The 23590-nt window shown below is 70.5% G+C and carries 22 protein-coding genes; 7 read left to right on the top strand and 15 right to left on the bottom strand.

Annotated elements, in window-relative coordinates; all coding sequences use genetic code 11:
• The first annotated feature begins 156 nt into the window (after window positions 1-156).
• Window positions 157-1107 (top strand): 2,3,4,5-tetrahydropyridine-2,6-dicarboxylate N-succinyltransferase, encoded by a 951-nt coding sequence (dapD, locus tag PX701_RS05235; protein ID WP_275505685.1) that lies wholly within the window; start codon window positions 157-159, stop codon window positions 1105-1107.
• 143 nt (window positions 1108-1250) lie between these two features.
• On the top strand, window positions 1251-3839 hold the full coding sequence (locus tag PX701_RS05230) for a penicillin acylase family protein (RefSeq protein WP_275505684.1): 2589 nt from the start codon (window positions 1251-1253) through the stop codon (window positions 3837-3839).
• 75 nt (window positions 3840-3914) lie between these two features.
• Here PX701_RS05230 and PX701_RS05225 read toward each other — a convergent pair whose 3' ends face one another.
• Window positions 3915-4484 (bottom strand): TetR/AcrR family transcriptional regulator, encoded by a 570-nt coding sequence (locus PX701_RS05225; protein WP_231430507.1) that lies wholly within the window; start codon window positions 4482-4484, stop codon window positions 3915-3917.
• A gap of 139 nt (window positions 4485-4623) precedes the next feature.
• Here PX701_RS05225 and PX701_RS05220 point away from each other — a divergent pair, with 139 nt between their 5' ends.
• Window positions 4624-6096 (top strand): MFS transporter, encoded by a 1473-nt coding sequence (locus tag PX701_RS05220; RefSeq protein WP_338029108.1) that lies wholly within the window; start codon window positions 4624-4626, stop codon window positions 6094-6096.
• Window positions 6097-6168: 72 nt separating this feature from the next.
• Here PX701_RS05220 and PX701_RS05215 read toward each other — a convergent pair whose 3' ends face one another.
• The 4 genes from PX701_RS05215 to PX701_RS05200 all read right to left on the bottom strand — a co-directional run bounded on the left by PX701_RS05215 (window position 6169) and on the right by PX701_RS05200 (window position 9561).
• A complete protein-coding gene (locus PX701_RS05215) occupies window positions 6169-7479 on the bottom strand; it encodes a citrate synthase (RefSeq protein ID WP_231430505.1) in 1311 nt (436 codons plus the stop codon).
• Between the two features lie 179 nt (window positions 7480-7658).
• On the bottom strand, window positions 7659-8774 hold the full coding sequence (dapC, locus tag PX701_RS05210; protein WP_275505683.1) for a succinyldiaminopimelate transaminase: 1116 nt from the start codon (window positions 8772-8774) through the stop codon (window positions 7659-7661).
• A gap of 17 nt (window positions 8775-8791) precedes the next feature.
• Window positions 8792-9112 (bottom strand): ferredoxin, encoded by a 321-nt coding sequence (gene fdxA, locus PX701_RS05205; RefSeq protein WP_231430504.1) that lies wholly within the window; start codon window positions 9110-9112, stop codon window positions 8792-8794.
• A 38-nt stretch (window positions 9113-9150) separates the two neighbouring features.
• A complete protein-coding gene (locus tag PX701_RS05200; RefSeq protein WP_231430503.1) occupies window positions 9151-9561 on the bottom strand; it encodes a histidinol dehydrogenase in 411 nt (136 codons plus the stop codon).
• 149 nt (window positions 9562-9710) lie between these two features.
• Here PX701_RS05200 and PX701_RS05195 point away from each other — a divergent pair, with 149 nt between their 5' ends.
• Window positions 9711-10538, top strand: a complete 828-nt coding sequence (locus PX701_RS05195; RefSeq protein ID WP_275505682.1) for an enoyl-CoA hydratase/isomerase family protein — start codon at window positions 9711-9713, stop codon at window positions 10536-10538.
• A gap of 88 nt (window positions 10539-10626) precedes the next feature.
• On the opposite strand, the gene PX701_RS05190 is transcribed toward PX701_RS05195, so the two are convergent.
• The 6 genes from PX701_RS05190 to PX701_RS05165 form a co-directional block, all read right to left on the bottom strand.
• Complete coding sequence (locus PX701_RS05190; RefSeq protein ID WP_231430501.1) at window positions 10627-11403, bottom strand: M23 family metallopeptidase; 777 nt, start codon at window positions 11401-11403, stop codon at window positions 10627-10629.
• Between the two features lie 228 nt (window positions 11404-11631).
• Window positions 11632-13536 (bottom strand): translational GTPase TypA, encoded by a 1905-nt coding sequence (gene typA / locus PX701_RS05185; protein ID WP_275505681.1) that lies wholly within the window; start codon window positions 13534-13536, stop codon window positions 11632-11634.
• Window positions 13537-13835: 299 nt separating this feature from the next.
• Entirely contained in the window at window positions 13836-15554 is a 1719-nt protein-coding gene (locus tag PX701_RS05180; RefSeq protein ID WP_231430499.1) for a dipeptide ABC transporter ATP-binding protein, read from the bottom strand.
• Entirely contained in the window at window positions 15551-16510 is a 960-nt protein-coding gene (locus PX701_RS05175; protein WP_231430498.1) for an ABC transporter permease, read from the bottom strand. The genes PX701_RS05180 and PX701_RS05175 overlap by 4 nt, the downstream gene beginning before the upstream one ends.
• Window positions 16503-17429 carry an ABC transporter permease gene (locus PX701_RS05170; protein WP_231430497.1) on the bottom strand — a complete coding sequence of 309 codons (927 nt, stop codon included), beginning with the start codon at window positions 17427-17429 and terminating at the stop codon, window positions 16503-16505. The genes PX701_RS05175 and PX701_RS05170 overlap by 8 nt, the downstream gene beginning before the upstream one ends.
• A 132-nt stretch (window positions 17430-17561) precedes the next feature.
• The gene (locus PX701_RS05165; RefSeq protein ID WP_231430496.1) at window positions 17562-19190 is read right to left on the bottom strand and encodes a peptide ABC transporter substrate-binding protein; all 1629 of its coding nucleotides are present in this window, start codon (window positions 19188-19190) and stop codon (window positions 17562-17564) included.
• Between the two features lie 206 nt (window positions 19191-19396).
• Here PX701_RS05165 and PX701_RS05160 point away from each other — a divergent pair, with 206 nt between their 5' ends.
• On the top strand, window positions 19397-20221 hold the full coding sequence (locus PX701_RS05160; protein WP_255679888.1) for a CPBP family intramembrane glutamic endopeptidase: 825 nt from the start codon (window positions 19397-19399) through the stop codon (window positions 20219-20221).
• On the opposite strand, the gene PX701_RS05155 is transcribed toward PX701_RS05160, so the two are convergent.
• Window positions 20163-20648: a hypothetical protein gene (locus PX701_RS05155; protein WP_275505680.1), complete on the bottom strand. Its 486-nt coding sequence runs from the start codon at window positions 20646-20648 to the stop codon at window positions 20163-20165. The genes PX701_RS05160 and PX701_RS05155 overlap by 59 nt on opposite strands.
• Window positions 20649-20824: 176 nt before the next feature.
• On the opposite strand from PX701_RS05155, the gene PX701_RS05150 reads away from it, so the two are divergent.
• Window positions 20825-21040, top strand: coding sequence for a hypothetical protein (locus PX701_RS05150; RefSeq protein WP_275505679.1), 216 nt, complete (start codon window positions 20825-20827; stop codon window positions 21038-21040).
• 12 nt (window positions 21041-21052) lie between these two features.
• Here PX701_RS05150 and PX701_RS05145 read toward each other — a convergent pair whose 3' ends face one another.
• The 3 genes from PX701_RS05145 to PX701_RS05135 form a co-directional block, all read right to left on the bottom strand.
• Window positions 21053-21568 (bottom strand): COG4315 family predicted lipoprotein, encoded by a 516-nt coding sequence (locus PX701_RS05145; RefSeq protein ID WP_231430492.1) that lies wholly within the window; start codon window positions 21566-21568, stop codon window positions 21053-21055.
• 81 nt (window positions 21569-21649) lie between these two features.
• A complete protein-coding gene (locus tag PX701_RS05140; protein WP_275505678.1) occupies window positions 21650-22351 on the bottom strand; it encodes an anti-sigma factor family protein in 702 nt (233 codons plus the stop codon).
• The gene (locus PX701_RS05135) at window positions 22348-22878 is read right to left on the bottom strand and encodes a sigma-70 family RNA polymerase sigma factor (protein WP_231430490.1); all 531 of its coding nucleotides are present in this window, start codon (window positions 22876-22878) and stop codon (window positions 22348-22350) included. The genes PX701_RS05140 and PX701_RS05135 overlap by 4 nt, the downstream gene beginning before the upstream one ends.
• 101 nt (window positions 22879-22979) lie before the next feature.
• On the opposite strand from PX701_RS05135, the gene PX701_RS05130 reads away from it, so the two are divergent.
• On the top strand, window positions 22980-23495 hold the full coding sequence (locus PX701_RS05130; RefSeq protein WP_231430489.1) for a DUF2231 domain-containing protein: 516 nt from the start codon (window positions 22980-22982) through the stop codon (window positions 23493-23495).
• Window positions 23496-23590 lie beyond the last annotated feature (95 nt).

The raw sequence follows: 23590 nt of genomic DNA, 5'->3' as shown, positions 1-23590 counted from the left end.
GTCGTCTGTTCCTAAGACAGCGCTGTCATACGGTGGAAGCTATCAGACTCCGACCACGGGTGTCCAACCTGGATCCCGCTCGATCGGCGCTCGACGTACGACGGACGCCCGGCGTCACACGCGGCAGCGCCCGCCGCCGCTCGCTACCCTTGGAGCATGCCCGCGAACGACGACGCCATCCGCCCTGCCCGCACGGCCTCCGCCGCCGGGCTCACGACGATCGCCGGCGACGGCACGGTGCTCGACGCGTGGTTCCCGAGGCCTCGGCTCGGCGCGGAGGCATCCCCCCTCGCCCCCGAGCACGCGGCCCTCGCGGGCGACGACGCCCGCCGCAACGTGCGCGTGGAGGTCGTCGAGCTCACGATCGACCTCGACGCAGCGCCCGGGGGCACCGCCGACGCCTACCTGCGGCTGCACGTGCTCTCGCACCTGCTCGCGGCCCCGAACACGGTCAACCTCGACGGCGTCTTCGCCCACCTTCCCGCCGTCGTGTGGACGAACGCCGGCCCCGTGCACCCGGCCGACTTCGACCGCCTGCGGCCGGCGCTCCAGCGCGCGGGCATCCACGCGACGGGGCTCGACAAGTTCCCGCGCCTCCTCGACTACGTGACGCCCGAGCGGGTGCGCATCGCGGACGCCTCGCGCGTGCGCCTGGGCGCGCACCTCGCTCCCGGCACGACCGTCATGCACGAGGGCTTCGTGAACTTCAACGCCGGCACGCTCGGCACCTCGATGGTCGAGGGCCGCATCTCGCAGGGCGTCGTCGTCGGCGACGGCAGCGACATCGGCGGCGGCGCCTCGATCATGGGCACCCTGTCTGGCGGCGGCACCCAGCGCATCGAGATCGGCGAACGGGCGCTGCTCGGCGCGAACTCGGGCATCGGCATCTCGATCGGCGACGACTCGGTCGTCGAGGCCGGACTCTACGTGACCGCGGGCACGAAGGTCGTCATCCTGGGCGACGACGGCGACGAGCGTACCGTGAAGGCGGTCGAGCTGTCGGGACAGCCGAGCCTGCTGTTCCGGCGCAACTCGCTGAGCGGCCGGGTCGAGGTGCTCGCACGCGACGGGCACGGCATCGTGCTCAACTCGGCACTGCACGCGTAGGGGCGCATCGCCCTCCGCATCCCACTCCCCGGGCGCTCCTCGACGGGCGGGACGTGGGTCATGCGCCCCACTGGCTCGGGGTACAGTGGTGCTCCGAGGCCGCCGAGTGGCGGCCCTCGTCATGCGCATCACGAAGGAGTGACGTGGGTACCGACGCCCCGAGAACCAGCCGCCATCGAGGCCTGAGCTTCCTCATCGGCCTCCTGGTCGCCGTGCTCGTGCTCGCGGTCGTCGGGGCCGGCATCGGCTGGTGGACGGTGCAGCGCTCCTTCCCCACGACGAGCGGACGCATCGACGTGCGGGGGCTCGACACCGACGTCACCGTCTACCGCGACGAGGCAGGCATCCCCCAGATCGTCGGCGACACGAGCCACGACCTCTTCTTCGCACAGGGCTACGTGCACGCGCAGGACCGGTTCTGGGAGATGGACTTCCGCCGCCACGTGACGGCGGGCCGGCTCGCGGAGCTCTTCGGCGAGTCGCAGGTCGGCACCGACACGTTCATCCGCACCCTCGACTGGCGCGGCATCGCCGAGCAGGAGTACGAGCTGCTCGACGAGGAGTCGCGCGCCTACTACGACGCCTACGCCGCGGGCGTCAACGCCTACCTCGACGAGCACTCGGGCGCCGACCTCTCGCTCGAGTACGCCGTGCTCGGGCTGCAGAACCCCGGCTACTCCCCCGAGCCGTGGACGCCGGTGGACTCGATCGCCTGGCTCAAGGCCATGGCGTGGGACCTGCGCTCGAACCTCGGCGACGAGATCGACCGCGCCCTGCTCACGACCGAGCTGACGCCCGAGCAGGTCGCCGAGCTCCACCCCGACTACGCCTGGGGGCAGATGCCGACGATCGTCGGCGGACCGATCGCCGCCGCTCCGGCCGCGACCGGGAGCCGGCCGCTCGATGCCGACGGCGCACCGCTCGCGACACCGGTCACGACCACGACGACGGATGCCTCGGCGCCAGGGTACGCCGCCCCGTTGACCTCGCTCGCCGCAGCCCTCGACGACCTCCCCGAACTGCTCGGTCCCGAGGGCGGCGACATCGGCTCGAACTCGTGGGTCGTCTCCGGCAGTCTCACCGAGAGCGGCAAGCCGCTCCTGGCCAACGACCCCCACCTCGGCCCGGCGATGCCGTCGATCTGGGCGCAGATGGGCCTGCACTGCACCGAGATCAACGACGACTGCGCGTTCGACGTGGCCGGCTACACGTTCTCGGGGCTGCCGGGCGTGATCATCGGGCACAACGAACGCATCGCGTGGGGGTTCACGAACCTCGGCCCCGATGTCGCCGACCTCTACCTCGAGCGGGTCGAGGGCGACTCGTACGAGCTCGACGGCGCGATGGTGCCGCTCACCCTCCGCGAGGAGGTGATCGAGGTCGCGGGCGGCGACCCGGTGACCATCACGGTGCGCTCGACCGGTCGCGGTCCCATCGTCACCGGCATCGGGAGCGACTTCACGGCCGTCGCGGATGCCGCAGCCGCGGCATCCCCCGACGAAGCCTCCGAGCTGCAGGTCTCCCTGCAGTGGACCGCGCTCACGCCCGGCACGACCGCCCAGGCGATCTTCGCGCTCGACCGCGCGCGCGACTGGGACGGCTTCCGCCACGCGGCGTCGCTCTTCGACGTGCCGGCGCAGAACCTCATCTACGCCGACGACGAGGGCAACATCGGCTATCAGGCGCCCGGCAAGATCCCGCTCCGCAAGTCGGGCGACGGCACGATGCCGCTGCCCGGGTGGACGAGCGCCAACGGCTGGAGCGGCATGCTGCCGTTCGACGAGCTCCCGAGCGTGCAGAACCCGCCCGCCGGGTACATCGTGACGGCGAACAACGCGGCCGCCGGACCCGACGGCCCGCTGCTGACGAAGGACTGGGACTACGGCTACCGCGCCACCGGGATCGACTCGCGACTCCGCGCGGCGCTCGAGGGCGGGGCGAAGCTCACCGCCGACGACATGTCGTCGATCCAGCTCGACACGTCCGATGCGAACGCCGCCCGGTTCCTGCCGGTGATCGCGGAGCTCGACCTGTCGGGCGACGCCGCTCGCGGCGCCGAGCTGCTCGATGGCTGGAACGGGCACGCCGACGCCGACAGCGCCGAGGCCGCGTACTTCAACGTGTTCTGGCGGACGCTCCTCGACGACATGTTCGGCGGGCTGCCCGCCGAGACCCTGCCGCAGGGCGGCGACCGATGGTTCACGGTCGTGGGCACCCTGCTCGGCCAGCCCGACTCGTCGTGGTGGGGCGAGGCATCCGGCGAGGTACCGGCTCGTGACGCGGCGATCGCGAAGGCGCTCGACGAGGCGTGGGACGAGGCGGCCGACCTCATGGGCGACGATGCCGCCGACTGGCGGTGGGGCGACCTGCACACGCTGACGCTCACCAACCAGAGCTTCGGCGAGTCGGGCGTCGCGCCCGTCGAATGGCTGTTCAACCGCGGGCCGTACGAGCTCGGCGGCGGATCGGCGATCGTGAACGCGATCGGATGGGACGCCTCGCAGGGGTACGGCGTCGACTGGGTGCCGTCGATGCGCATGGTCGTCGACCTCGACGACGTCGACCGATCGACGTGGATCAACCTCACCGGCGCCTCGGGGCACGCGTTCCACCCGAACTACGACGACCAGGCACCGCTCTGGCAACGGGGCGAGACGCGGCAGTGGCCGTTCACGCTCGACGCGATCGTCGCGTCGGCGCGCGACACGCTGCTGCTCCGCGCGGTCGAGTAGACGCTCTGCGCGGTATCGGGGGCGTCGCCGTGCCGTGGCTCCCCGACGCTCCCGCGTCGCTCCCCGACCGCGCGGTCAGGTGCGGATCGCGTTGATCGCGAGCCCGAGCACACGACTGCGCTGCGCCTCGTCGTCGAACGACGACACGGCCGCGACTCCCGAGACGAGCTTCACGACGTCGCCGATGGTGACGTCGTCGCGCACCTCGCCGGCGGCCTGGGCGCGCGCGAGCAGCGGCTCGCCGGCGCCCAGCATGATCGACCGGCATTCGCCGAGCACGGACGACTCGCGGTTGAGCCCCTCGAGCAGGGCGTGCTTGGTGCCCACGTACGAGACGAATCGGTCGAGCCAGGTCTCGAGCGCGGGCCACGGCTCGAGCGCCGAGACCTCGTCGGCCGCCTGGGCGAGCGCCTCGACCTCGCCCAGGTAGAGCGTCTCGATGAGGTCGTCTCGGGTCGGGAAGTTGCGGTAGAGCGTGCCGATGCCGACCCCGGCGCGCCGGGCGATGTCCTCGAGCGAGGCCGACGAGCCGTCTTCGGCGAACGCCTGCCGCCCCGCCGCGACGAGCGCGTCGAAGTTGCGCGCGGCGTCGGCCCGGCGGGGCCGCCGCGCCTCGAGGGTGTGCACCCGCAGCACCTCGGTCATTCCGCGCTCAACTCCTCTGCCGGTTGCGGCGGGCAGGTGACGTGCCGCCGACGAATTCCAGTGGACCCCTTGCGAAACGGAGGCACCCTCCGGTAATGTCGTCTTCGTCGATAACCGGAGGCTTCCTCCACTCGGAGCCATACTCCACTTTACCTCGCTCCTCGCGTTCGCGCACCTGACCGAAGGGTCCGCAGTGTCAACCACCTCACGCGCCGCTTTCGCGGCCATCGCCGTGAGCGTCGCCTCGCTCGCGCTGCTCCAGAATCTCGTCATCCCCGTCATCCCGACCATCGCCGCCGACTTCGGCGTCGCCGCCGACACGGCTTCGTGGACCAACACGGCCTGGCTCATCGCGGCCGCCGTCGCCACTCCCCTGCTCGGTCGCATCGGCGACCTCCGCGGGCGCCGCGCCACCTTCCTCGCCGTGCTCGCGGTCGTCGCCGTGGGCGACATCGTCGCCGCGGTCGCACCCGACCTCACGACCCTCATCGCGGGCCGCATCCTGCAGGGGGTGGGCGGGGCGCTGTTCCCCCTCGCGTTCGGCCTGCTGCGCGACGTCATGCCGCGCGAACGCCTCACCGGCGCGATCGGCGCGACGAGCGCGATCATCGGCATCGGCGGCGCCGCGGGCAGCGTGCTCGCCGGCCCGATCGCCGGCGTGCTCAGCTGGCGCGCGGTGTTCGCCGTCCCGCTCATCACCGCGATCGCGGGCATCGTGCTCGTCGCGCTCCTCGTGCCGGCGACCGGCACCCGCGCGACCGGTCGGGTGAACGTGCTCGCCGGCGTGCTGCTGTCGGGCTGGCTCGTCGCCCTCCTCGTCCCGCTCAGCTCCGGCGCCCGCTGGGGCTGGGGGTCGCCGCTCACGATCGGCCTGTTCGTGCTCGCCGCCCTGCTGATGGCCGCCTGGGCGGTCACCGAGCTGCGCTCGGCCGAGCCGCTCGTCGACCTGCGCCTGCTCTTCGCCCGTGAGCTCTGGCCGGTCAATGCGGCGTCACTGCTGCTCGGCGCCGCGGCATTCGGGTTCTGGGGCTACCTGCCGCAGTTCCTCGAGACGACGGCCGGCTGGGGGCTCGGCCTCGACGTGCAGGCCGCGGGGCTCGCCCTGCTGCCGCTGCTCATCGGCATGTCGGGCGTCGGCTTCGCCGCCGGGGCGCTCAGCCGCGTCATCCCGCTTCGCCTCATGCTCGCGGGCGGCGCACTGCTCATGGCCGCAGGCGTCGGGTTCGCCGTGTTCGACCACGACGCGGTGTGGAAGCTCGCGGTCGCCGGCGGCGTGTTCGGCGTCGGCATCGGGCTCGCCTACGCCTCGGCGGCGAGCATCGTCGTCGAGAGCGTACCCGCCGACCGCACCGGCGTGGCGACCGGCGTGAACGCGAACCTCCGCACGATCGGCTCGGCGATCGGATCGGCCCTCGTGAGCACCATCGTCTTCGGCGGCGCGGGCGGCACCGCCGCCCCGACGCAGACGGGCTACGACATCGCGTGGCTCACGGTCGCGCTGATGGCGGTGCTCGCCGCGGTCATCGTGCTCGCGGTCGGGCGAGCGCCCCGTACGGCGCGCCTCGACGAACTGGATGCCTCGCCGACGGCCGAACTCGTCGACGCGGCCTGATCGGCCGACGCGAAGGGTCCCGATTCCACCGGAATCGGGACCCTCGTCGTTCGTGCGCCCGACGCGCCGGGCTCAGGCGCCCGGGTAGTGCCGCACCGGCTCACCCGTGTAGAGCTGCTGCGGGCGACCGATCTTGGTCTGCGGGTCGAGGTTCATCTCGCGCCAGTGGGCGATCCAGCCGGGCAGGCGGCCGATCGCGAACAGCACGGTGAACATGCGCGTCGGGAAGCCCATCGCCTTGTAGATGACGCCCGTGTAGAAGTCGACGTTCGGGTAGAGCCGGCGCTCCTTGAAGTAGTCGTCCTGCAAGGCGAACTGCTCGAGCTCCTTCGCGATGTCGAGCAGCGGGTCGTCGATGCCGAGGCTCTCGAGCACGGCGTCGGCCGACTCCTTGACGATCTTCGCCCGCGGGTCGTAGTTCTTGTAGACGCGGTGCCCGAAGCCCATGAGCTTCACGCCGTCTTCCTTGTTCTTGACGCGCTCGACGAAGCGGGCGACGCCCTCGCCCGACTCCTGGATCCGGCCGAGCATCTGCAGCACGGCCTCGTTGGCGCCGCCGTGCAGCGGGCCCGAGAGTGCCTGGATGCCCGCCGAGATCGACGAGTAGAGGTTCGCACCGGTCGAGCCGACGAGGCGCACGGTCGAGGTCGACGCGTTCTGCTCGTGGTCCTCGTGCAGGATGAGCAGCCGGTCGAGCGCCTTCGCGAGCGTCGGGTCGATGCGATACGGCTCGGCCATGTTGCCGAAGTTCAGCCGCAGGAAGTTCTCGACGAAGTTCAGCGAGTTGTCGGGATAGAGGAACGCCTGGCCGACGCTCTTCTTGTGGGCGTAGGCGGCGATCACCGGCAGCTTCGCGAGCAGGCGCAGTGTCGTGAGCTCGACGTGGTCGAGATCGTGCGGGTCGGACGAGTCCTCGTAGTAGGTCGAGAGGGCCGCGACCGCGCTCGACAGCACCGACATCGGGTGCGCCGTGTGCGGCAGCGCCGAGAAGAAGCGCTTGAGGTCTTCGTGCAGCAGCGTGTGGCGGCGCACCTTCTCATCGAACTCGCCGAGCTGGTCGGCGGTCGGCAGCTGGCCGTAGATGAGCAGCCAGGCGACCTCGAGGTAGGTCGAGTGCTCGGCGAGCTCTTCGATCGGGTAGCCCCGGTAGCGCAGGATGCCCTGCTCGCCGTCGATGTAGGTGATCGCCGACCGCGTCGATGCGGTGTTGACGAATCCGTAGTCGAGCGCGGTGAGCCCCGTCTGGCGCGTCAGCGTCGACAGGTCGATGCTCGCATTGCCGTCGACCGCGGGGCGCACGGGGAACTCGGCGGTGCCGCCGGGGAAGCTGAGGGTCGCGGTCTCGGGGTTCTGCCCCGCCGCGGGGTTCACGACGTCGCTCACGGCGCCTCCTGTGATCGTCACTTGCGCGGTCACCTGCCTTTCGGGCTCGCGGCGTAGGGTCGGCCACGGTCCGACCTACAGCCTAGACGTGCCGGAGGCACACTGTCGCATCCGCCAAGAGATCGCTGTATACATTGGCGGCACCTGACACTGCGCCGCGCCGGGTTCGTGTCGGGATGCTACGAGCCGGCCGCCGCACGCAGGCGCGACGCCGCCGCGGCGATGCGCTCGTCGGTCGCCGTGAGCGACAGGCGCACGTGCTCGGGGTGGTGCACGCCGTAGAAGTGGCCGGGGCCCCCGATGATGCCGAGGTCGGCGAGCCGGCCGATCGACTCCCACGCGTCGCGCCCCTCGGTCGCCCACAGGTAGAGGCCGGCGTCGCTGCGGTCGATGCGGAAGCCGGCCGCCTCGAGCGCCGGCTTGAGCTGCGCGCGGCGCGCTCGGTAGCGCTCCTTCTGCTCGGCCACGTGCGCATCGTCGCGGAGGGCTGCGATCATCGCCTGCTGCAGCGGCTGGGCGAGCATGAGCCCGGCGTGCTTGCGCACGTTCGTGAACCGGCCGACGACCGTGCGGCACCCTGCGATGAACGCGGTGCGGTAGCCCGCCATGTTCGACTGCTTGGAGAGGGAGTACGCGACGAGCGTGTTCCGCCGGCTGTCGCCGACCACCCTGGGGTCGAGCAGGCTCGGCACCGCGCCCTCGGCCCACTCGCCCTCCCACCCGAGCTCGGCGTAGCACTCGTCGCCGACGATGACCGCGTCGAGCTCGAGGGCGCGCTCGCGCGCCGTGCGGAGCTCGTCGATCGTGAGCACGCGCCCGTCGGGGTTGCCGGGGCTGTTGAGCCAGACGAGCCTCGTCGCGTCGGGCCATTCGGCGGGGTCGTCGCTCGCCATCGCCGTCGCGCCGGCGAGCACCGCACCCATCTCGTAGCTCGGGTACGCGGCCTTCGGGTGCACGACGACGTCGCCCTCGCCGAGCCCGAGCAGGAACGGCAGCAGCGCCACGAGCTCCTTCGAGCCGACCGTGGGCAGCACGTTCTCGCGGGTGAGCCCGGTCACGCCGCGACGCCGGGCGAACCACGCGACGATCTCGTCGCGCAGCAGGTCGGAGCCGACGGTCTGCGGATACGCGTGAGCGTCGGTCGAGGCGGCGAGCGCCTCGCGCACGATCGCGGGCGTCTCGTCGACGGGCGACCCGATCGAGAGGTCGACCACCCCGTCGGGGTGGGCGGCCGCCCGCTCGCGGTACGGGACCATGAGGTCCCACGGATAGTCGGGCAGTTCGCCCCGCGCCACGGTCGGAACCTCGCCGACTAGTGCGCCTGCGGCGGAAGCGCCGCGATGATCGGGTGGTCCTTCGCGATGACGCCGACCTTCGCGGCACCGCCGGGCGAGCCGATGTCGTCGAAGAACTCGACGTTCGCCTTGTAGTAGTCGGACCACTCGTCGGGCAGGTCGTCCTCGTAGTAGATCGCCTCGACCGGGCACACCGGCTCGCACGCGCCGCAGTCGACGCACTCGTCGGGGTGGATGTAGAGCGAGCGCTCACCCTCGTAGATGCAGTCGACGGGGCACTCGTCGATGCACGCACGGTCTTTCACATCGACGCACGGGAGGGCGATGACATAGGTCACGGTGGTTCGTGCTCCTTCGGAGAGGCTGGATCTTCAGTCTATGCGCGGGCTCGGGCCCGCGACGGCAACTCGGGCCACGCGACGACGAGCACGGCGATGAGCGCGGGCGCGAACGACCAGACGGTGCCGAGGAGGTCGCCGACGACGAGCACCGAGCCGCCCGGCCCGGGCAGGTAGGTGAGCACGGCGACCATCACCACGAGGCCGGCCGCCGCGGCGGCCGTGATCGCGCGGCCCCGGGTCACGAGCCGGATGCCGACGAGGAGGGCGGCGATGCCGATGATCGCGACGACGAGGCCCCACGGGATCACCGCGTCACCGATGCGGAGCACCTGCCGGTGGCCGACCGTGGCGATCGCGCCGTAGACGGCGCCGACGAGTGCGGCGACGACGAGCGCGCCGACACGGGCGGCGATCGACGGCGACTCGTGGCGCACGACGTCGCTCATCGGGCGGCAGGGGTGGGGGTCGACGGCATGCGACGAGTCTACCGGGGCGGGCCCTCGGTGGGCTTGCGCCGGCGACCGCCGGCGCAGCGCCCGCGGGAGCCGATGCCGTAGCGTGGTCGGCACGCACCGAAGCACCGAGAGGATCGACGATGACCGACGCCACGACCGCCGCCCCGACCGACGTCCCCGAGGTGCGGGTCGAACGCGACGCCGACCTCGCCGTCGTCACGATCGACTGGCCGAAGGCACTCAACGCCCTCTCCCCCGCCGTGCTCGCCGCGCTCGAGACGGCGTTCACCGGGTTCGCCGACGAGATCGCCGGCGACGGTGCGGCGGTGCGCGGCGTGCTGCTGACCGGCGCGGGCGGACGAGCGTTCATCGCCGGCGCCGACATCCGGGCGATGGCCGGCCTCACCCCCGAGGAGGGCGAGGCGGCTGCACGCGCCGGCCACCGGGTCGCCGCCGCGATCGAGGCGCTGCCGGTTCCCGTCATCGCCTGCGTCGACGGGTTCGCGCTGGGGGGCGGGCTCGAGATGGCGCTCGCGTGCGACTTCATCTACGCGACCGACGCCTCGGCGTTCGGCCAGCCCGAGGTGCATCTCGGACTCATCCCGGGCTTCGGCGGTACGGTGCGACTGCCCCGCACGATCGGCCTCGCCCTCGCGAAGGAACTGATCTACACCGGCCGCCGCATCGGCATCGACGAGGCCGTCGCGGCGGGGCTCGTCGCCCGCCGCTTCGCCGACCGCGAGTCGATGTTCGCCGGCGCGCGCGAGACGATCGCGCTCGTGTCGCAGAACGCCGCCCCGGCCGTGGGCCTCGCGAAGCGCGTGCTCGTCGATGCGACGGGGATGCCGACCGCGACGGCGAGCGATCTGGAGATCGCGGGCTTCGGCGATGCGTTCCGAACGGCCGACATGCGCGAGGGGGTCTCGGCGTTCATCGAGAAGCGGGAACCCCGCTTCACCGGGGCGTAGGACGCCGAGCGGCCGAGGAGCGCGCGCCGAGGGAGCACGCGTATCGAGACCGGCGATCGTCGGCGCTCCTCGACCACCCGAGAGGACGTCAGCCGATGTGGGCGGCGAGCCAGGCGAACCCGTCGAACCGGGCCCCGTCGGCACCGAACATCTCGAGGTGCAGGTGCGGGCCGGTCGACTGGCCGGTCGTGCCGACGAGGCCGAGCTGCTGGCCGGCGGCCACGCGCTGACCGACCGACACCGCGATCGAGCCGAACTGCATGTGCGCGTACGAGCTCGTGACGAGCTCGCCGCCGATGTTGTGCTCGACCTCGACGTTGACGCCCAGGCCGCCGCCGTTCTCGGTCGCCTTCACGACGACGCCGTCGGCGATCGACATGACCGGCGTGCCGTCGCCGGGCGTGAAGTCGACCCCGTCGTGGAACGTCGAGCAGCCCGCGCAGGGTGCATCGCGCGGGCCGTAGCCGCCGCTGCGGCGGTCGGGGTTCTGCACCGGCCACACGACCACGTCGGACTCGATGATCGACACCGAGCCGAGCCCCGCGACCTGCGAGACGATGGGCGGCGGCGCCTTGACGACGTCGTACGACTCGGCCGCGAGCGTCGCCTCGACGGCGTCGGCACCGACCTCGACGTGTTGCGGGGTGAAGCTCACGGTGTCTTCGACGGGGGCATAGACCGACGCGCGGGACTCGGCATCGGTCGCGGTCACGGCGAGGGCGGGCACGCTCGTCGCGACGATCATCGCGCCGACGAAGCCCATCGCGGCGATCGAGAGCGCCTGGCGAGCGGTCGCTGGGCGACGTGCGGGGCGGCGGGCAGGAACGGGGGCGGCCGCGCGGCGGCCGTGCTGGGGGGAAGTCATCACGCGTTACGTATCAAAGGGGGTCGGGTTTCGTGGCGAAACTGGCTTGAGATCGAGACAATCTCAGCTACCGTACGCAGCGTTTCTGAGAGGAACCTCCGATACGCATGCATGGAAGCCGTGCGCCCTTGCGCGCTCTCCCCGCCCCGCCCCCGCCGCAGACACGACGACGCGGATGCCTCGGGGCCGGCCCCGGGGCATCCGCGTCGTGTGGTGGCGGAGCTGCGCTCAGCCCTGCTTCTTGAGGCGCGACGCCGCACGGGCGCGCGCCGTCTGGTCGAGCTCGACCTTGCGGATGCGCACCTTCTCGGGCGTGACCTCGACGCACTCGTCCTCGCGGGCGAACTCGAGGCACTCCTCGAGCGTCAGCTGGCGCGAGGGCGTCATCGACTCGAAGGTGTCGGCGGTCGACGAACGCATGTTCGTGAGCTTCTTCTCCTTCGTGATGTTGACGTCCATGTCGTCGGCGCGCGAGTTCTCGCCGATGACCATGCCCTCGTAGACCTCTTCGGTCGGGTTCACGAAGAAGGTCATGCGCTCCTGCAGGGCGATGATCGCGAACGGGGTCACGACGCCGGCGCGGTCGGCGACGATCGAGCCGTTGTTGCGGGTCGTGATCGCACCCGCCCACTCGTCGTACCCGTGCGAGATCGCGTTCGCGATGCCGGTGCCGCGCGTGATCGTCAGGAACTCGGTGCGGAAGCCGATGAGACCGCGGCTCGGCACGATGAACTCCATGCGCACCCAGCCGGTGCCGTGGTTCGACATGTTGTCCATGCGGCCCTTGCGGGCGGCGAGCAGCTGCGTGATCGCGCCGAGGTACTCCTCGGGGGCGTCGATCGTGAGGTGTTCGTACGGCTCGTGCGTCTTGCCGTCGACCTGCTTCGTGACCACCTGCGGCTTGCCGACGGTGAGCTCGTAGCCCTCACGGCGCATCTGCTCGACGAGGATCGCGAGCGCGAGCTCGCCACGGCCCTGCACCTCCCACGCGTCGGGGCGGCCGATGTCGAGCACGCGCAGCGACACGTTGCCGACGAGCTCGCGGTCGAGCCGGTCCTTCACCATGCGGGCGGTGAGCTTGTGGCCCTTGACCTTGCCGACGATCGGCGAGGTGTTGGTCCCGATGGTCATCGAGATCGCGGGGTCGTCGACGTGGATCGCGGGCAGCGGACGCACGTCCTCGGGGTCGGCGAGCGTCTCGCCGATCGTGATGTCCTCGAAGCCCGCGACGGCGATGATGTCGCCGGGGCCGGCCTCCTCGGCCGGGAAGCGCTCGAGCGCCTTCGTCTTCAGGAGCTCCGTGACGCGCACGTTCGAGTGCGAGCCGTCGTGGCGCACCCAGGCGACCGTCTGCCCCTTCTTGATCGTGCCGTTGAAGACGCGCAGGAGCGCGAGGCGGCCGAGGAACGGCGACGCGTCGAGGTTCGTGACCCACGCCTGCAGCGGCGCCTCGTCGTCGTACGAGGGCGCGGGGACGTGCTCGAGGATGGCGCCGAACAGCGGCTCGAGGTCTTCGTTGTCGGGCAGCGCGCCGTTCGCGGGCCGCGTGAGCGAGGCGCGGCCGGCCTTGCCGGAGGCGTACACCACCGGCACGTCGAGCAGGGCGTCGACGTCGAGGTCGGGCACGTCGTCGACGAGGTCCGACGCGAGGCCGAGCAGCAGGTCGTGGCTCTCCTCCTCGACCTCCTCGATGCGGGCATCGGGACGGTCGGTCTTGTTGACGAGCAGGATCACGGGCAGTCGCGCCTCGAGCGCCTTGCGCAGCACGAAGCGGGTCTGCGGCAGCGGGCCCTCGCTCGCGTCGACGAGCAGCACCACGCCGTCGACCATCGAGAGACCGCGCTCGACCTCGCCGCCGAAGTCGGCGTGGCCCGGGGTGTCGATCACGTTGATCGTGACGGGCCCGTCGGTCGCGTGGACCCCGTTGTACTCGACGGCGGTGTTCTTCGCGAGGATCGTGATGCCCTTCTCGCGCTCGAGCTCGTTCGAGTCCATCGCGCGGTCGTCGACGTGGGCGTGCTCGGCGAACGAGTGGGTCTGCTTGAGCATCGCGTCGACGAGCGTCGTCTTGCCGTGGTCGACGTGCGCGACGATCGCGACGTTGCGCAGGGAATTGCGGGTGGCCTTCGCCATGGATTTTCGTCCTCGCGGTGAGGCATCCGCCGGATCGGCCCGCCGGCCCGGAAACGGGCTCGGCTGGGCCGCGCGGATGCGCTGGATGGGAGTCTGTGGGAGCGCGGACGACCGTGGATCGACGGTTCGCGCCATGACAGCCTACCGCGCGCAACCGTGTGAACGCCGAACGCCCGGCATCCCATGTCGGATGCCGGGCGTTCGGGCGCATCTTGGGCGGCGTGGATGCCTCTCGGCCTCCTGCGCCCCCAGCTCGATGTCTCGCGCGCTTCGGAGCAGGTTGGCTGCCTTGCGGCGGCCTACGCCCCCAGCTCGATGTTCGCCCCGGGGATGGCGGCGAGCAGGTCGCGCGTGTACTGCTCCTTGGGGCTGCCGAAGACCTCGTCGGTCGTCGCCGCCTCGACGATGCGCCCCTTCTGCATCACGCAGACGTTGTCGGCGATGACGCGCACGACCGCGAGGTCGTGGGTGATGAAGAGGTACGTGAGGTTGAGCTCGGCCTGGAGCTCGGCGAGCAGGCGCAGGATCTGCGCCTGGACGAGCACGTCGAGCGCCGACACGGCCTCGTCGAGGATGACGATCTCGGGCTTGAGCGCGAGCGCCCGCGCGATGGCGATGCGCTGTCGCTGGCCGCCCGAGAGCTCGTTCGGATAGCGGCCGAGGAGCGTGCGCGGCAGCGACACCTGGTCGAGCAGCTCGAAGACGCGCTCGCGACGCGATGCCTTCGTACCGACCTTGTGCGTCTGCAGCGGCTCGGCGATCGTGTTGCCGATGTTGCGGAGCGGGTTGAGCGAACCGTACGGGTCCTGGAAGACCGGCTGCATGCGGCTGCGGAGCGCGAACAGCTCCTTGCCGCTCGTCGACGCCAGGTCCTTTCCGCCGACGACGATCTTGCCGCTCGTCGCCTCTTCGAGCTTCAGCAGCATCTTCGCGACGGTCGACTTGCCCGAGCCCGATTCACCCACGAGCGCCGTGGTGGTGCCGCGCCGGATCTGGAACGAGACGTCGTCGACCGCCTTGAAGTCGCCGGAACCGCGGATCTTGAACACCTTGGTGAGGTTCTCGACCACGATCGCCGGCGGCTGCGCGGCGGCGGCCTCGAGTGCCTCGGCGCGGGCCTCGGCCGTCGCGATGAGGTCGATCGCCTCGCCCGCCGCGGTCGCCGCGTCGGCCGCGATGGCCGACTCGGCCGCCGCGATGCTGCCCGTCGCCTGGATGCGGCGCGAGGCGAGGCTCGGTGCCGCGGCGACGAGTCGCTGCGTGTACGGGTGCTGCGGGTTCTGCAGGATCTCGCGCGACGGGCCCGCCTCGACGACCTGGCCCTTGTACATGACGAGCAGCTGTTCGGCGCGCTCGGCCGCGAGGCCGAGGTCGTGCGTGATGAACAGCAGGGTCGTGCCGAGCTCGCGGGTGAGCGACTCGAGGTGGTCGAGGATGACGCGCTGAACGGTGACGTCGAGCGCCGAGGTCGGCTCGTCGGCGATGAGCAGCTGCGGGTTCGCCGCGAGGCCCATGCCGATGAGCACGCGCTGGCGCATGCCGCCCGAGAACTGGTGCGGGTACTGCTTGAGGCGACGGTCGGCGTCCTGCAGGCCCGCCTCCTTCAGCACCTGGATCGCACGCGCCTTGACCTCTTTGCGGCCCGTGGCGATGCCGTTGGCACGGATCGCCTCCTCGACCTGGAAGCCGATCGACCACACGGGGTTGAGGTTCGACATCGGGTCCTGGGGCACGAAACCGATCTTGCGACCGCGGATGTGCTCCATCTCGTTCTGCGAAGCCTTGGCCAGGTCTTCGCCGTCGAGCAGGATCTGCCCGCCGGAGATGTGGCCGGTGCCCGGCAGCAGGTTGATGATCGCGTGCGCGGTCGTCGACTTGCCGGAGCCCGATTCGCCCACGATCGCGAGGCTGGAGCCGCGGTCGAGCGTGAAGCTCACGCCGCGGACCGCCTGCACGACACCGTTCTGGGTGCGGAACGCGACCTCGAGGTCTTTGACTTGGAGCAGGGGGGTGCTCATCGCTGGGCCCTCGCCTTCGGGTCGAGTGCGTCTCGCACGACTTCACCGAGCATGATGAACGAGAACACGGTCAGGGAAAGCGCGATCGACGGGTAGATCAGCACCTGCGGAGCGGTGCGGAGCGTCGTCTGCGCCTGGGCGATGTCGTTGCCCCACGACATGATGTTCGTCGGCAGGCCGACGCCGAGGAACGACAGGGTCGCCTCGGCGACGATCGCGCCGGCGAGCGAGATCGTCGCGATGACGATGACCGGGGCGATGGAGTTCGGCACGACGTGCGCCCAGAGGATCTTGAACCGCGATACGCCGATCGCCGTGGCGGCGGTGACGAAGTCGGAGTTCTTGACCCTCAGGATCTCGGACCTCAGCACTCGGGCTGTGGCCGGCCACGCGAAGATGCCGATCGCGAGGGAGATGACCCACACGCTGCGGTAGTTCGCGAGCACCGTCATGATCACGACCGCCGCGAGGATGTAGGGGATCGAGAAGAAGATGTCGCCGACGCGCGAGAGGATGCCGTCGGTCCAGCCGCCGTAGTAGCCCGCGAACGCGCCGAAGATCACACCGAGCGTGAATACGAGGATCGTCACGATGATGCCCACCGAGAGCGAGGTGCCCGCACCGTGCACGATGCGCGACCAGACGTCGCAGCCCTGCCGGGTGAAGCCGAGCGGGTGACCCGCGACGGGTGCGCCGTTGCTGTTGGCGAGCAGGCAGTTCGCGTTCGGAGGCTCGTTCGTGAACAGTCCGGGGAACAGCGCGATGAACACGATGATGAGGATCAGCGCGGACGAGATCCAGAACATCGGTCGGCGGCGCAGGTCGGCCCACGCGTCGATCCAGAGGTTCGACGGCTTGCCCTCGGTCTTGACCGAGTCGATGGCCTCGAGCTTGGTCTCCTCCAGCGGGGCGACGTAGTGCTCGATCGGGAGCTTCGATGAAGACTGGTCAGGCATAGCGGATCCTCGGGTCGAGCACGGCGTAGAGAAGGTCGATCAGGAGGTTCACGATGAGGTACAGCAGCACCATGATCGTGACGAAGGACACGACGGTGGGTCCTTCACCTCGGATGACCGCCTGATAGAGGGTTCGACCGACGCCGGGCACGTTGAAGATGCCCTCGGTGACGGTCGCGCCGACGAGGAGCGTGCCGAAGTCGGTGCCGAGGTACGTGACGACCGGGATCAGCGAGTTGCGCAGGATGTGCACCGGCACGATGCGCTTGCCGGAGAGTCCCTTGCTGTACGCGGTGCGCACGAAGTCGAGCCCCTGGGTCTCGATGACCGAGGAGCGCGTCAACCGCGAGATCTGCGCGAAGCTGATGGTCGCCAGCACCAGGGCCGGGAGGATGAGGTCCTGGGTCGGAGCACCGGCACCCACGGTCGGGCTGAACCAGCCCCACTGGATGCCCATGAAGTACTGCGCGACGAAGCCGAGCACGAAGATCGGCAGCGAGATGAGCACGAGGCTCACGCCGAGGCCGGTCGCGTCGAAGATTCCGCCCTTGCGCAGGCCGCTGATGAGGCCGACCGAGATGCCGGCGATCATCTCGAAGAAGATCGCGAGCAGCGCGAGGCGGATCGTCACCGGGAACGTTCGGGCGAGGACTTCATTGACCGGCTGGCCCGAGTAGGTGACGCCGAAGTCGCCTTGGAAGATGCCCGCGAGGTAGTAGAAGTACTGCACGATGAACGGTTCGTTCAGGTGGTACTGCTCGCGGAGCTGCTCGATCACACCGGGCGCCGGTGGCCGGTCGCCGAAGAGCGCCGCGATCGGGTCTCCGGGCATGGAGAAGACCATGAAGTAGATGAGGAAGGTGGCTCCGAGGAGCACGGGGATGATTTGGAGGAGTCGCTTTCCGGTGTACCAGAGCATCAGCGCTCCTCAGTGTCTAGTGCTGAGAGCATTTTGGGCCGCAATCACAGAGTCGTTCGGATATCAGCATGATGTCCGGGGCGTTGCCGCCCCGGACATCATGTTAGACGGGATTATAGACGAGGTGTCGTCTTAGCCCTGCGCCTTGGTGATCTCGGTGTACAGCGGAACCGAGTCCCAGCCGAACACCACGTTGTCGACCGTGTCGGCGGAAGCGCCGGTCACGTTCGAGTACCAGAGCGGGATGGCCGGAAGGTCCTTCAGGAGGACCTCCTGGGCCTTCTGGAAGGTCGCGGTCGCGTCTTCCGGAGTAGCGGCCTGCGAGCCCTCCTTCAGGAGGCCGTCGAACTCGGCGCTCGAGTAGCCCTCGTAGTTCGACCCGGCACCGGTCTGGTAGAGCGGCGCGAGGAAGTTGTACATCGAGGGGTAGTCACCCTGCCAGCCGGCGCGCGTGCCGCCGGTCAGCTTCTTGTTCTCGCGGTCGTCGAGGGCCGCGGCGAACGTCGGGTAGGGCTTGCCCACGGCCTGGATGCCGAGGGTGTTGGAGATCGAGTTCACGACCGCGTCGACCCAGGCCTGGTGGCCGCCGTCGGCGTTGTACGAGATGTCGAACACGGTGTCGCCGTAGGGCGAGATCGCGTCGGCCTCGGCCCACAGCTTCTTGGCCTCTTCGGGGTTGTAGTCGAGCACCTCGGCGCCCTCGAGCTGGTCGGTCCAGCCCGCGATGACCGGCGAGGTGTAGTCGGTCGCCGGGGTACGGGTGCCCTGGAAGATCACGTCGGTGATCTCGTCGCGGTTGATCGCCATCGAGATGGCGGCGCGACGGAGCTTGCCCTCGTCACCGCTCCAGTGCTCGAGGTAGTACGGCATGTTGAAGCCCTGGAAGATGGCCGCCGGCTGGTTGACCGCACGGTCGCCGAACTCGTCCTCGTAGGTCGCGAGCGCCGAGTCGGGCACGGCGTCGAGCACGTCGAGGTTGCCGGCCTGGAGGTCGGCGTACGCCGAGTCCTGCGAGGCGTAGAAGACGATGGTCAGGCCACCGTTCTTGGGCGTGCGAACGCCGTCGTAGTCGGGGTTCGTGACGAGGTCGATCTTCTCCTCGTGCGTCCACGCGTCGTCGCCGGCGAACATGTACGGGCCGTTGCCGATCGGGTGCTCGCCGAAGGCCTCCATGTCGTCGTACGCCGACTCGGGGAGCGGGTAGTACGCCGTGTAGCCGAGACGCAGCGGCCAGTCGGCCTCGGGGGCGACGAGCTTGACCGTGAAGGTCTTGTCGTCGACCACGTTGAGGCCGGTCAGCTCCGAGTCCTCGGTGTAGCTGAAGCCCTCGATGTTGTCGAAGAAGTACGAAGCGCTCTGGGCGTTGCTGAACTTCGCGCCGTAGTTCCACGCGTCGACGAACGACTGCGCGGTGACGTCGGTGCCGTCGGTGAACTTCTGCCCGTCCTTGAGGGTGACGGTCCAGGTCTGCTTGTCGTCCGACTCGATCGACTCGGCGACGTCGTTCACGATCTCGCCGTCGGCCGTGTACGACACGAGGCCCGCGAAGAGCGAGGTGACGATCTTGCCGCCGCCGGTCTCGGTGGTGTTGGTCGGGATCAGCGGGTTCTGCGGCTCGGAGCCATTCGTCGTGATGATCGCGGTGGGGTCGCCAGCGGCCTCGGTGGACTCGCCCCCGCCGCCGCTCGTGCAGCCGGTGAGCACCAGTGCGCCGGCGGCAGCAAGAGCAATGGCTGCAGCGCCGATTCTCTTGTTCTTCAATGTTCCTCCTGTGAGATGGGCGCGGAACAACACGGCTCTTGGCCGGGCTGTGCGCTTCGTGGTGCCAGACTACGAATCGTTCCCTGAGATGCAAAGTCGAGACGGAAACCGTTACCGAGGCGCAACCTAGCGACACCTTGCACGACATATTCCGCCGCGAATGCGCACGATCGTTGCGTGGGCGCCTCCCGTGCGATGATTGCGGCATGCCGGATGCACGACCACTGCACAGGCCGCACACAGGTGAACCCAAGGTGCGTGGTGCGCACGCGCGCTGGGCGTTCCGGCTGCGCGCCGAGATCGTCATCGTGCTCGGGCTCTCGCTCGGTGCGTCCGCGGTCTACTCGATCGTGTCCATCATCGCCCGCGTGACCGACACGACCCCGCTCGCGAAGCAGTCGGCGGCGATCAACCAGTCGCGTTCGAGTCGCGAGTGGCTCGACTTCACCTACCAGTTCCTCGACGTGTTCTTCGGCCTCTTCGTCGTCGCCCTCGCGATCTACCTGCTGTGGCAGCCGACGCGCAGCGGATTCCGCCGCATCGGGTTCGACCTCACGCGGCCCGGCCGCGACGCGGCATCCGGCCTCGCCCTCGTGCTCGTGATCGGCCTGCCCGGCCTCGCCCTCTACGCGCTCGGACGCGCGGCCGGCATCACCGTGACCATCGTGCCGTCACCGCTCGACACGCACTGGTGGACGGTGCCGATCCTCGTGCTCGCGGCGCTCAAGGCCGCCCTCACCGAGGAGATCATCGTCGTCGGCTACCTGTTCACGAGGCTGCGCGAACTGGGGGTGGGCCCGTGGGCGACGATCGTCTCGAGCGCGCTCCTGCGCGGCACCTATCACCTCTACCAGGGCTTCGGTCCGTTCGCGGGCAACGTCGCGATGGGGATCGTGTTCGGCTGGTGCTATTCGCGCTGGGGCCGCACGATGCCGCTCGTCATCGCCCATTGGGTGCTCGACATGGCGTCGTTCATCGGGTACCCGCTCGCGGTCGCGTGGTGGCCCGGGCTCTTCGCTCCGCCGGCCTGAGCGACCGCGTCGTCCCGCGATGGCGGGGACCGACGAGCACGCGGAAGCCTCGGGCGAGTCGCCTGCGGGGCGAGGCGTGCCTCGGGGCGAGGTGCCGTGCCGTCCGTTCGGGGCGCACCTCGGCGACGACGGCCGGCGCCTCCGCGACCGCCCGCACCTCGGGTGCGGCCTCGTCGGGCGGGATCGTCGCCGGCTCGAGGTCGCCCGAGAGTCGCATGCGCCGGGTCGGGGTGCAGACGACGCCGAGGTAGCCGCCGCGGGCGTAGTCCATCACGTCCTGCGCGTGCCGGATCGCCTCGGCCGCCTCGCCGACGCTGCCGCGGCGACGCATGCGCTGCTCGAGCACCCCCGTGTCGGCCGTCGCGACGCTCACGATGACGAACGTCGCGATGATCGCGATACCTGCGATCACATCGATGCCAGGCATGCGGCACCTCCCCGTGCGAGTGGAGCTCGGGCAGCCCGAACGGAAAGCCCGAGAGAATCTCAGTGTACTCCCGGGGTCGGTTCGGGGGTCCACCCGGAATCGGCGATCCGCCGCGCCGACGAGTCTTGAACCGCCCCCGGCCCGGGGGCGCCCACCGGCTCCGCCGGATCACAGAGATGGAATCGATTCCCATGAACCTCGCCGCCGCCTTCGCCGCCGGGCACCTCGCCGGCCGCGCCACCGACCGCCTGCACCGCACGACCGAGGCGGAGATCCGCGAAGCGCACGAGCGTGCCGTCGCCCGGCGAAGCGTCCGCTCCGGCGAGCCCGTGTCCGCGGCCCGGCGCGAGCTCACGGAGCGCGGCCGACACGCCGCGCCCCGCCTCGTGTAGCTGCGAACGCCGTCAGCCGCCGACCTTGTCGCCCGCCGGGGTCAGCACCCACCACACTCCGCCGACCCCCTGGCCGTTCGTGTCGCCCGCGGCGCTGTCGCCCGCATAGGTGTACAACGGCCAGCCGTTGAGCGTCACCTGCTTCGAGCCGTCGACTCCCGTGATCGTGCCGACCTCACCGGTCACGCCCTCGACCTCCGGCGCGTCGGAGTCGGTGGTCACGGCGGGCCAGTTCGTCGCGCACTGGCCCTCGCAGGTGCTCGAGTCGCCGCCCTGCGTGTCGGTGTCGAACATGTAGACGGTCATGCCGTGGCCGTCGACCACGATCTCGCCGAGGTCGGAGTCCGCGGTCGTGAGCGCCGACGACGAGCCGGCACCGCTGTCGGGCGCCTCCGTCGCGGTCGACGTCTCCCCACCGTAGCCCGTTCCGTCGGACGTGCCGCCCGACCCGCCGGACGTCCCCGTGCAGCCCGCGAGCGCGATGACGAGCCCGAGCACGGCGGCTCCTGTTGCAATGCGCGATTTCATGCGAATTCCCTCTTCTCCGGCATCGGCCGCGGTCGCGGCCCTGCAGTGAGCACGAGAGGGAGCGACGGATGGTTCAGCCGTTCAGTCGAGTGCGCTCCGCATGAGCACGTCGCCCGAGCCCACCGCCCGGATCTCGAGGGATGCGATCTCGTCGAGGTCGAGAGCGGCTCCCGCCGTGAGCCGGGCCTCGGTGCCCGGACTCGCCCGCCAGCTCGACACGTCCGTGCGCCCGCCGTCGTGCCCGACCACCACGAGCACGTACGGCCAGCTCGCGTCCGCGTCGCCGGATGCCTCGGTGTCGGCGTAGCGGCAGTCGAGTTCGATCCTCGTGCCCCACGCGACCTGTGTGAGCCTCGCGGTCGCGGTCAGCGGCACCTCCGCGACGGATTCGAAGGCCACCGACTCGGAGGCGACGGGCGTGCCGGTGAGGCCGATCGGCACGGCGATCGCGGCGACGAGCAGGACGGCGGCCGCCGCGGACGCGAGCCACCAGGTCCGCGCCCTGCGTCGGCGACGGCGACGACCCTCGAGCCGCACGACGTCGAGGAGGTCGTCGCGCGGGCCCGGCTGGGTGCCGGGCTCGCCCTCGCCGAGGAGTCCGTCGGCGCGCTCGGGCGTCAGGCGTGCGAGCAGGCCGGGCATCGGCGCGAGCTCGGCGACCGCGCGCCGGCAGCGGTCGCAGCTCTCGAGGTGCCGCTCGTACTCGCCGCGCTCGGCCGGCGAGAGCGCACCGAGCACGTAGGCGGAGTCCCATTCCGCGAAGCGCGCGTGATCGGGGTTCATCGCGTCACTCCCTTCTCCTGCAGTGCGAGCCGCAGCGCCCGGAGGCCGTAGTGCAGCCGGGACTTCACGGTACCCTCCGGGATCCCGAGCCGCCGCGCGACCTCCGCCACGCTGCATCCGCCGTAGTAGGCGTGCACGATCACCGCGCGGTGCTCCAGGCTCAGGGTCACCAGCGCCTCCTCGATCAACAGGCTCTCGAAGAGGGCGTCGGTCTCGTCCCCCGTCGGCGGCCCGGGCGGCTCGGGCGCCTCGGCGACTCCGATCTCGTGCCGTCGGCGTGCGCTGCGCGCCTCGTCGATCACGAGGTTGCGGGCGACGGTGATCATCCACGACCTCGTCGACGCGGGTTCTTGGGCGAGGATTCGAGGGCTCCGCCACGCACGCAGGAGCGTCTCCTGCACGATGTCGTCGGCGCCGGCGGGGTCTCCGGTGAGGTGGACCACGTAGCGCCACACCGTCGGGCCGTGCGCCTCGTACAGCGCGACCAGTCGTCGATCGTCATCGAGCGGCTCGTCGTCGTTCGGCATCCGTCACCTCCGGTCCTTCGACGGGAGAACGAGACGGCGGCGCGAAACGTTCAGCCTGCGGTGGAGGTGAACCGGCCGGGCGTGCGCGACGTGTTCTCGGCATGGATTCCACGATCGTCGCACCGCTCGCGTCCGGCGACCTCATCCAGGTCGCCGGACTGCCCCTGCATCCGCTCATCGTGCACGCGGTCGTCGTGCTCACTCCGCTCACGGTACTCGCGCTGCTGCTGGGCACGTTCTGGCCGCGGGCACGCCGCCGCCTCGGCATCGTGACCGCGCTGGGTGCCGCCCTCGTGCTGGTGCTCGTGCCGATCACGGTCGCCGCGGGGCGGTCGCTCGCGGCCGTGCTCGGCCCGATCCCCGCGGTCGCCCGGCATCAGGGGTTCGGCGAGATGCTCCTGCCGTGGGCCATCGCGCTCTTCGTCGTCGCTGCGGGCCAGTGGGCGTGGTTCCGTTTCGCCGACGACCGGGTGCGCCGAGACTCGCCGGGCGCGGCTCGCGCCGTTCGAGTCGGACTCGCCGCAGCATCCCTCGTCGTCGGGGTGGGCACGATGGTGCTGCTGGTGCTCATCGGCGACTCGGGAGCCCGCGCCGTGTGGGGCGGGCTCCCGAGCTGACGGTGGTCGCGACGAGGGCCATCGAATGTCGCCGTCTCCGCCCGACGCATCCGCTCCAGAGGAGACCGACGGTCGGAACGGCAACACTCGTGGGC

The sequence above is a fragment of the Agromyces chromiiresistens genome (assembly GCF_029167465.1).
GTDB classification, from domain to species: Bacteria; Actinomycetota; Actinomycetes; order Actinomycetales; family Microbacteriaceae; genus Agromyces; species Agromyces chromiiresistens.
This window is presented reverse-complemented; position numbering and strand designations above follow the sequence as displayed.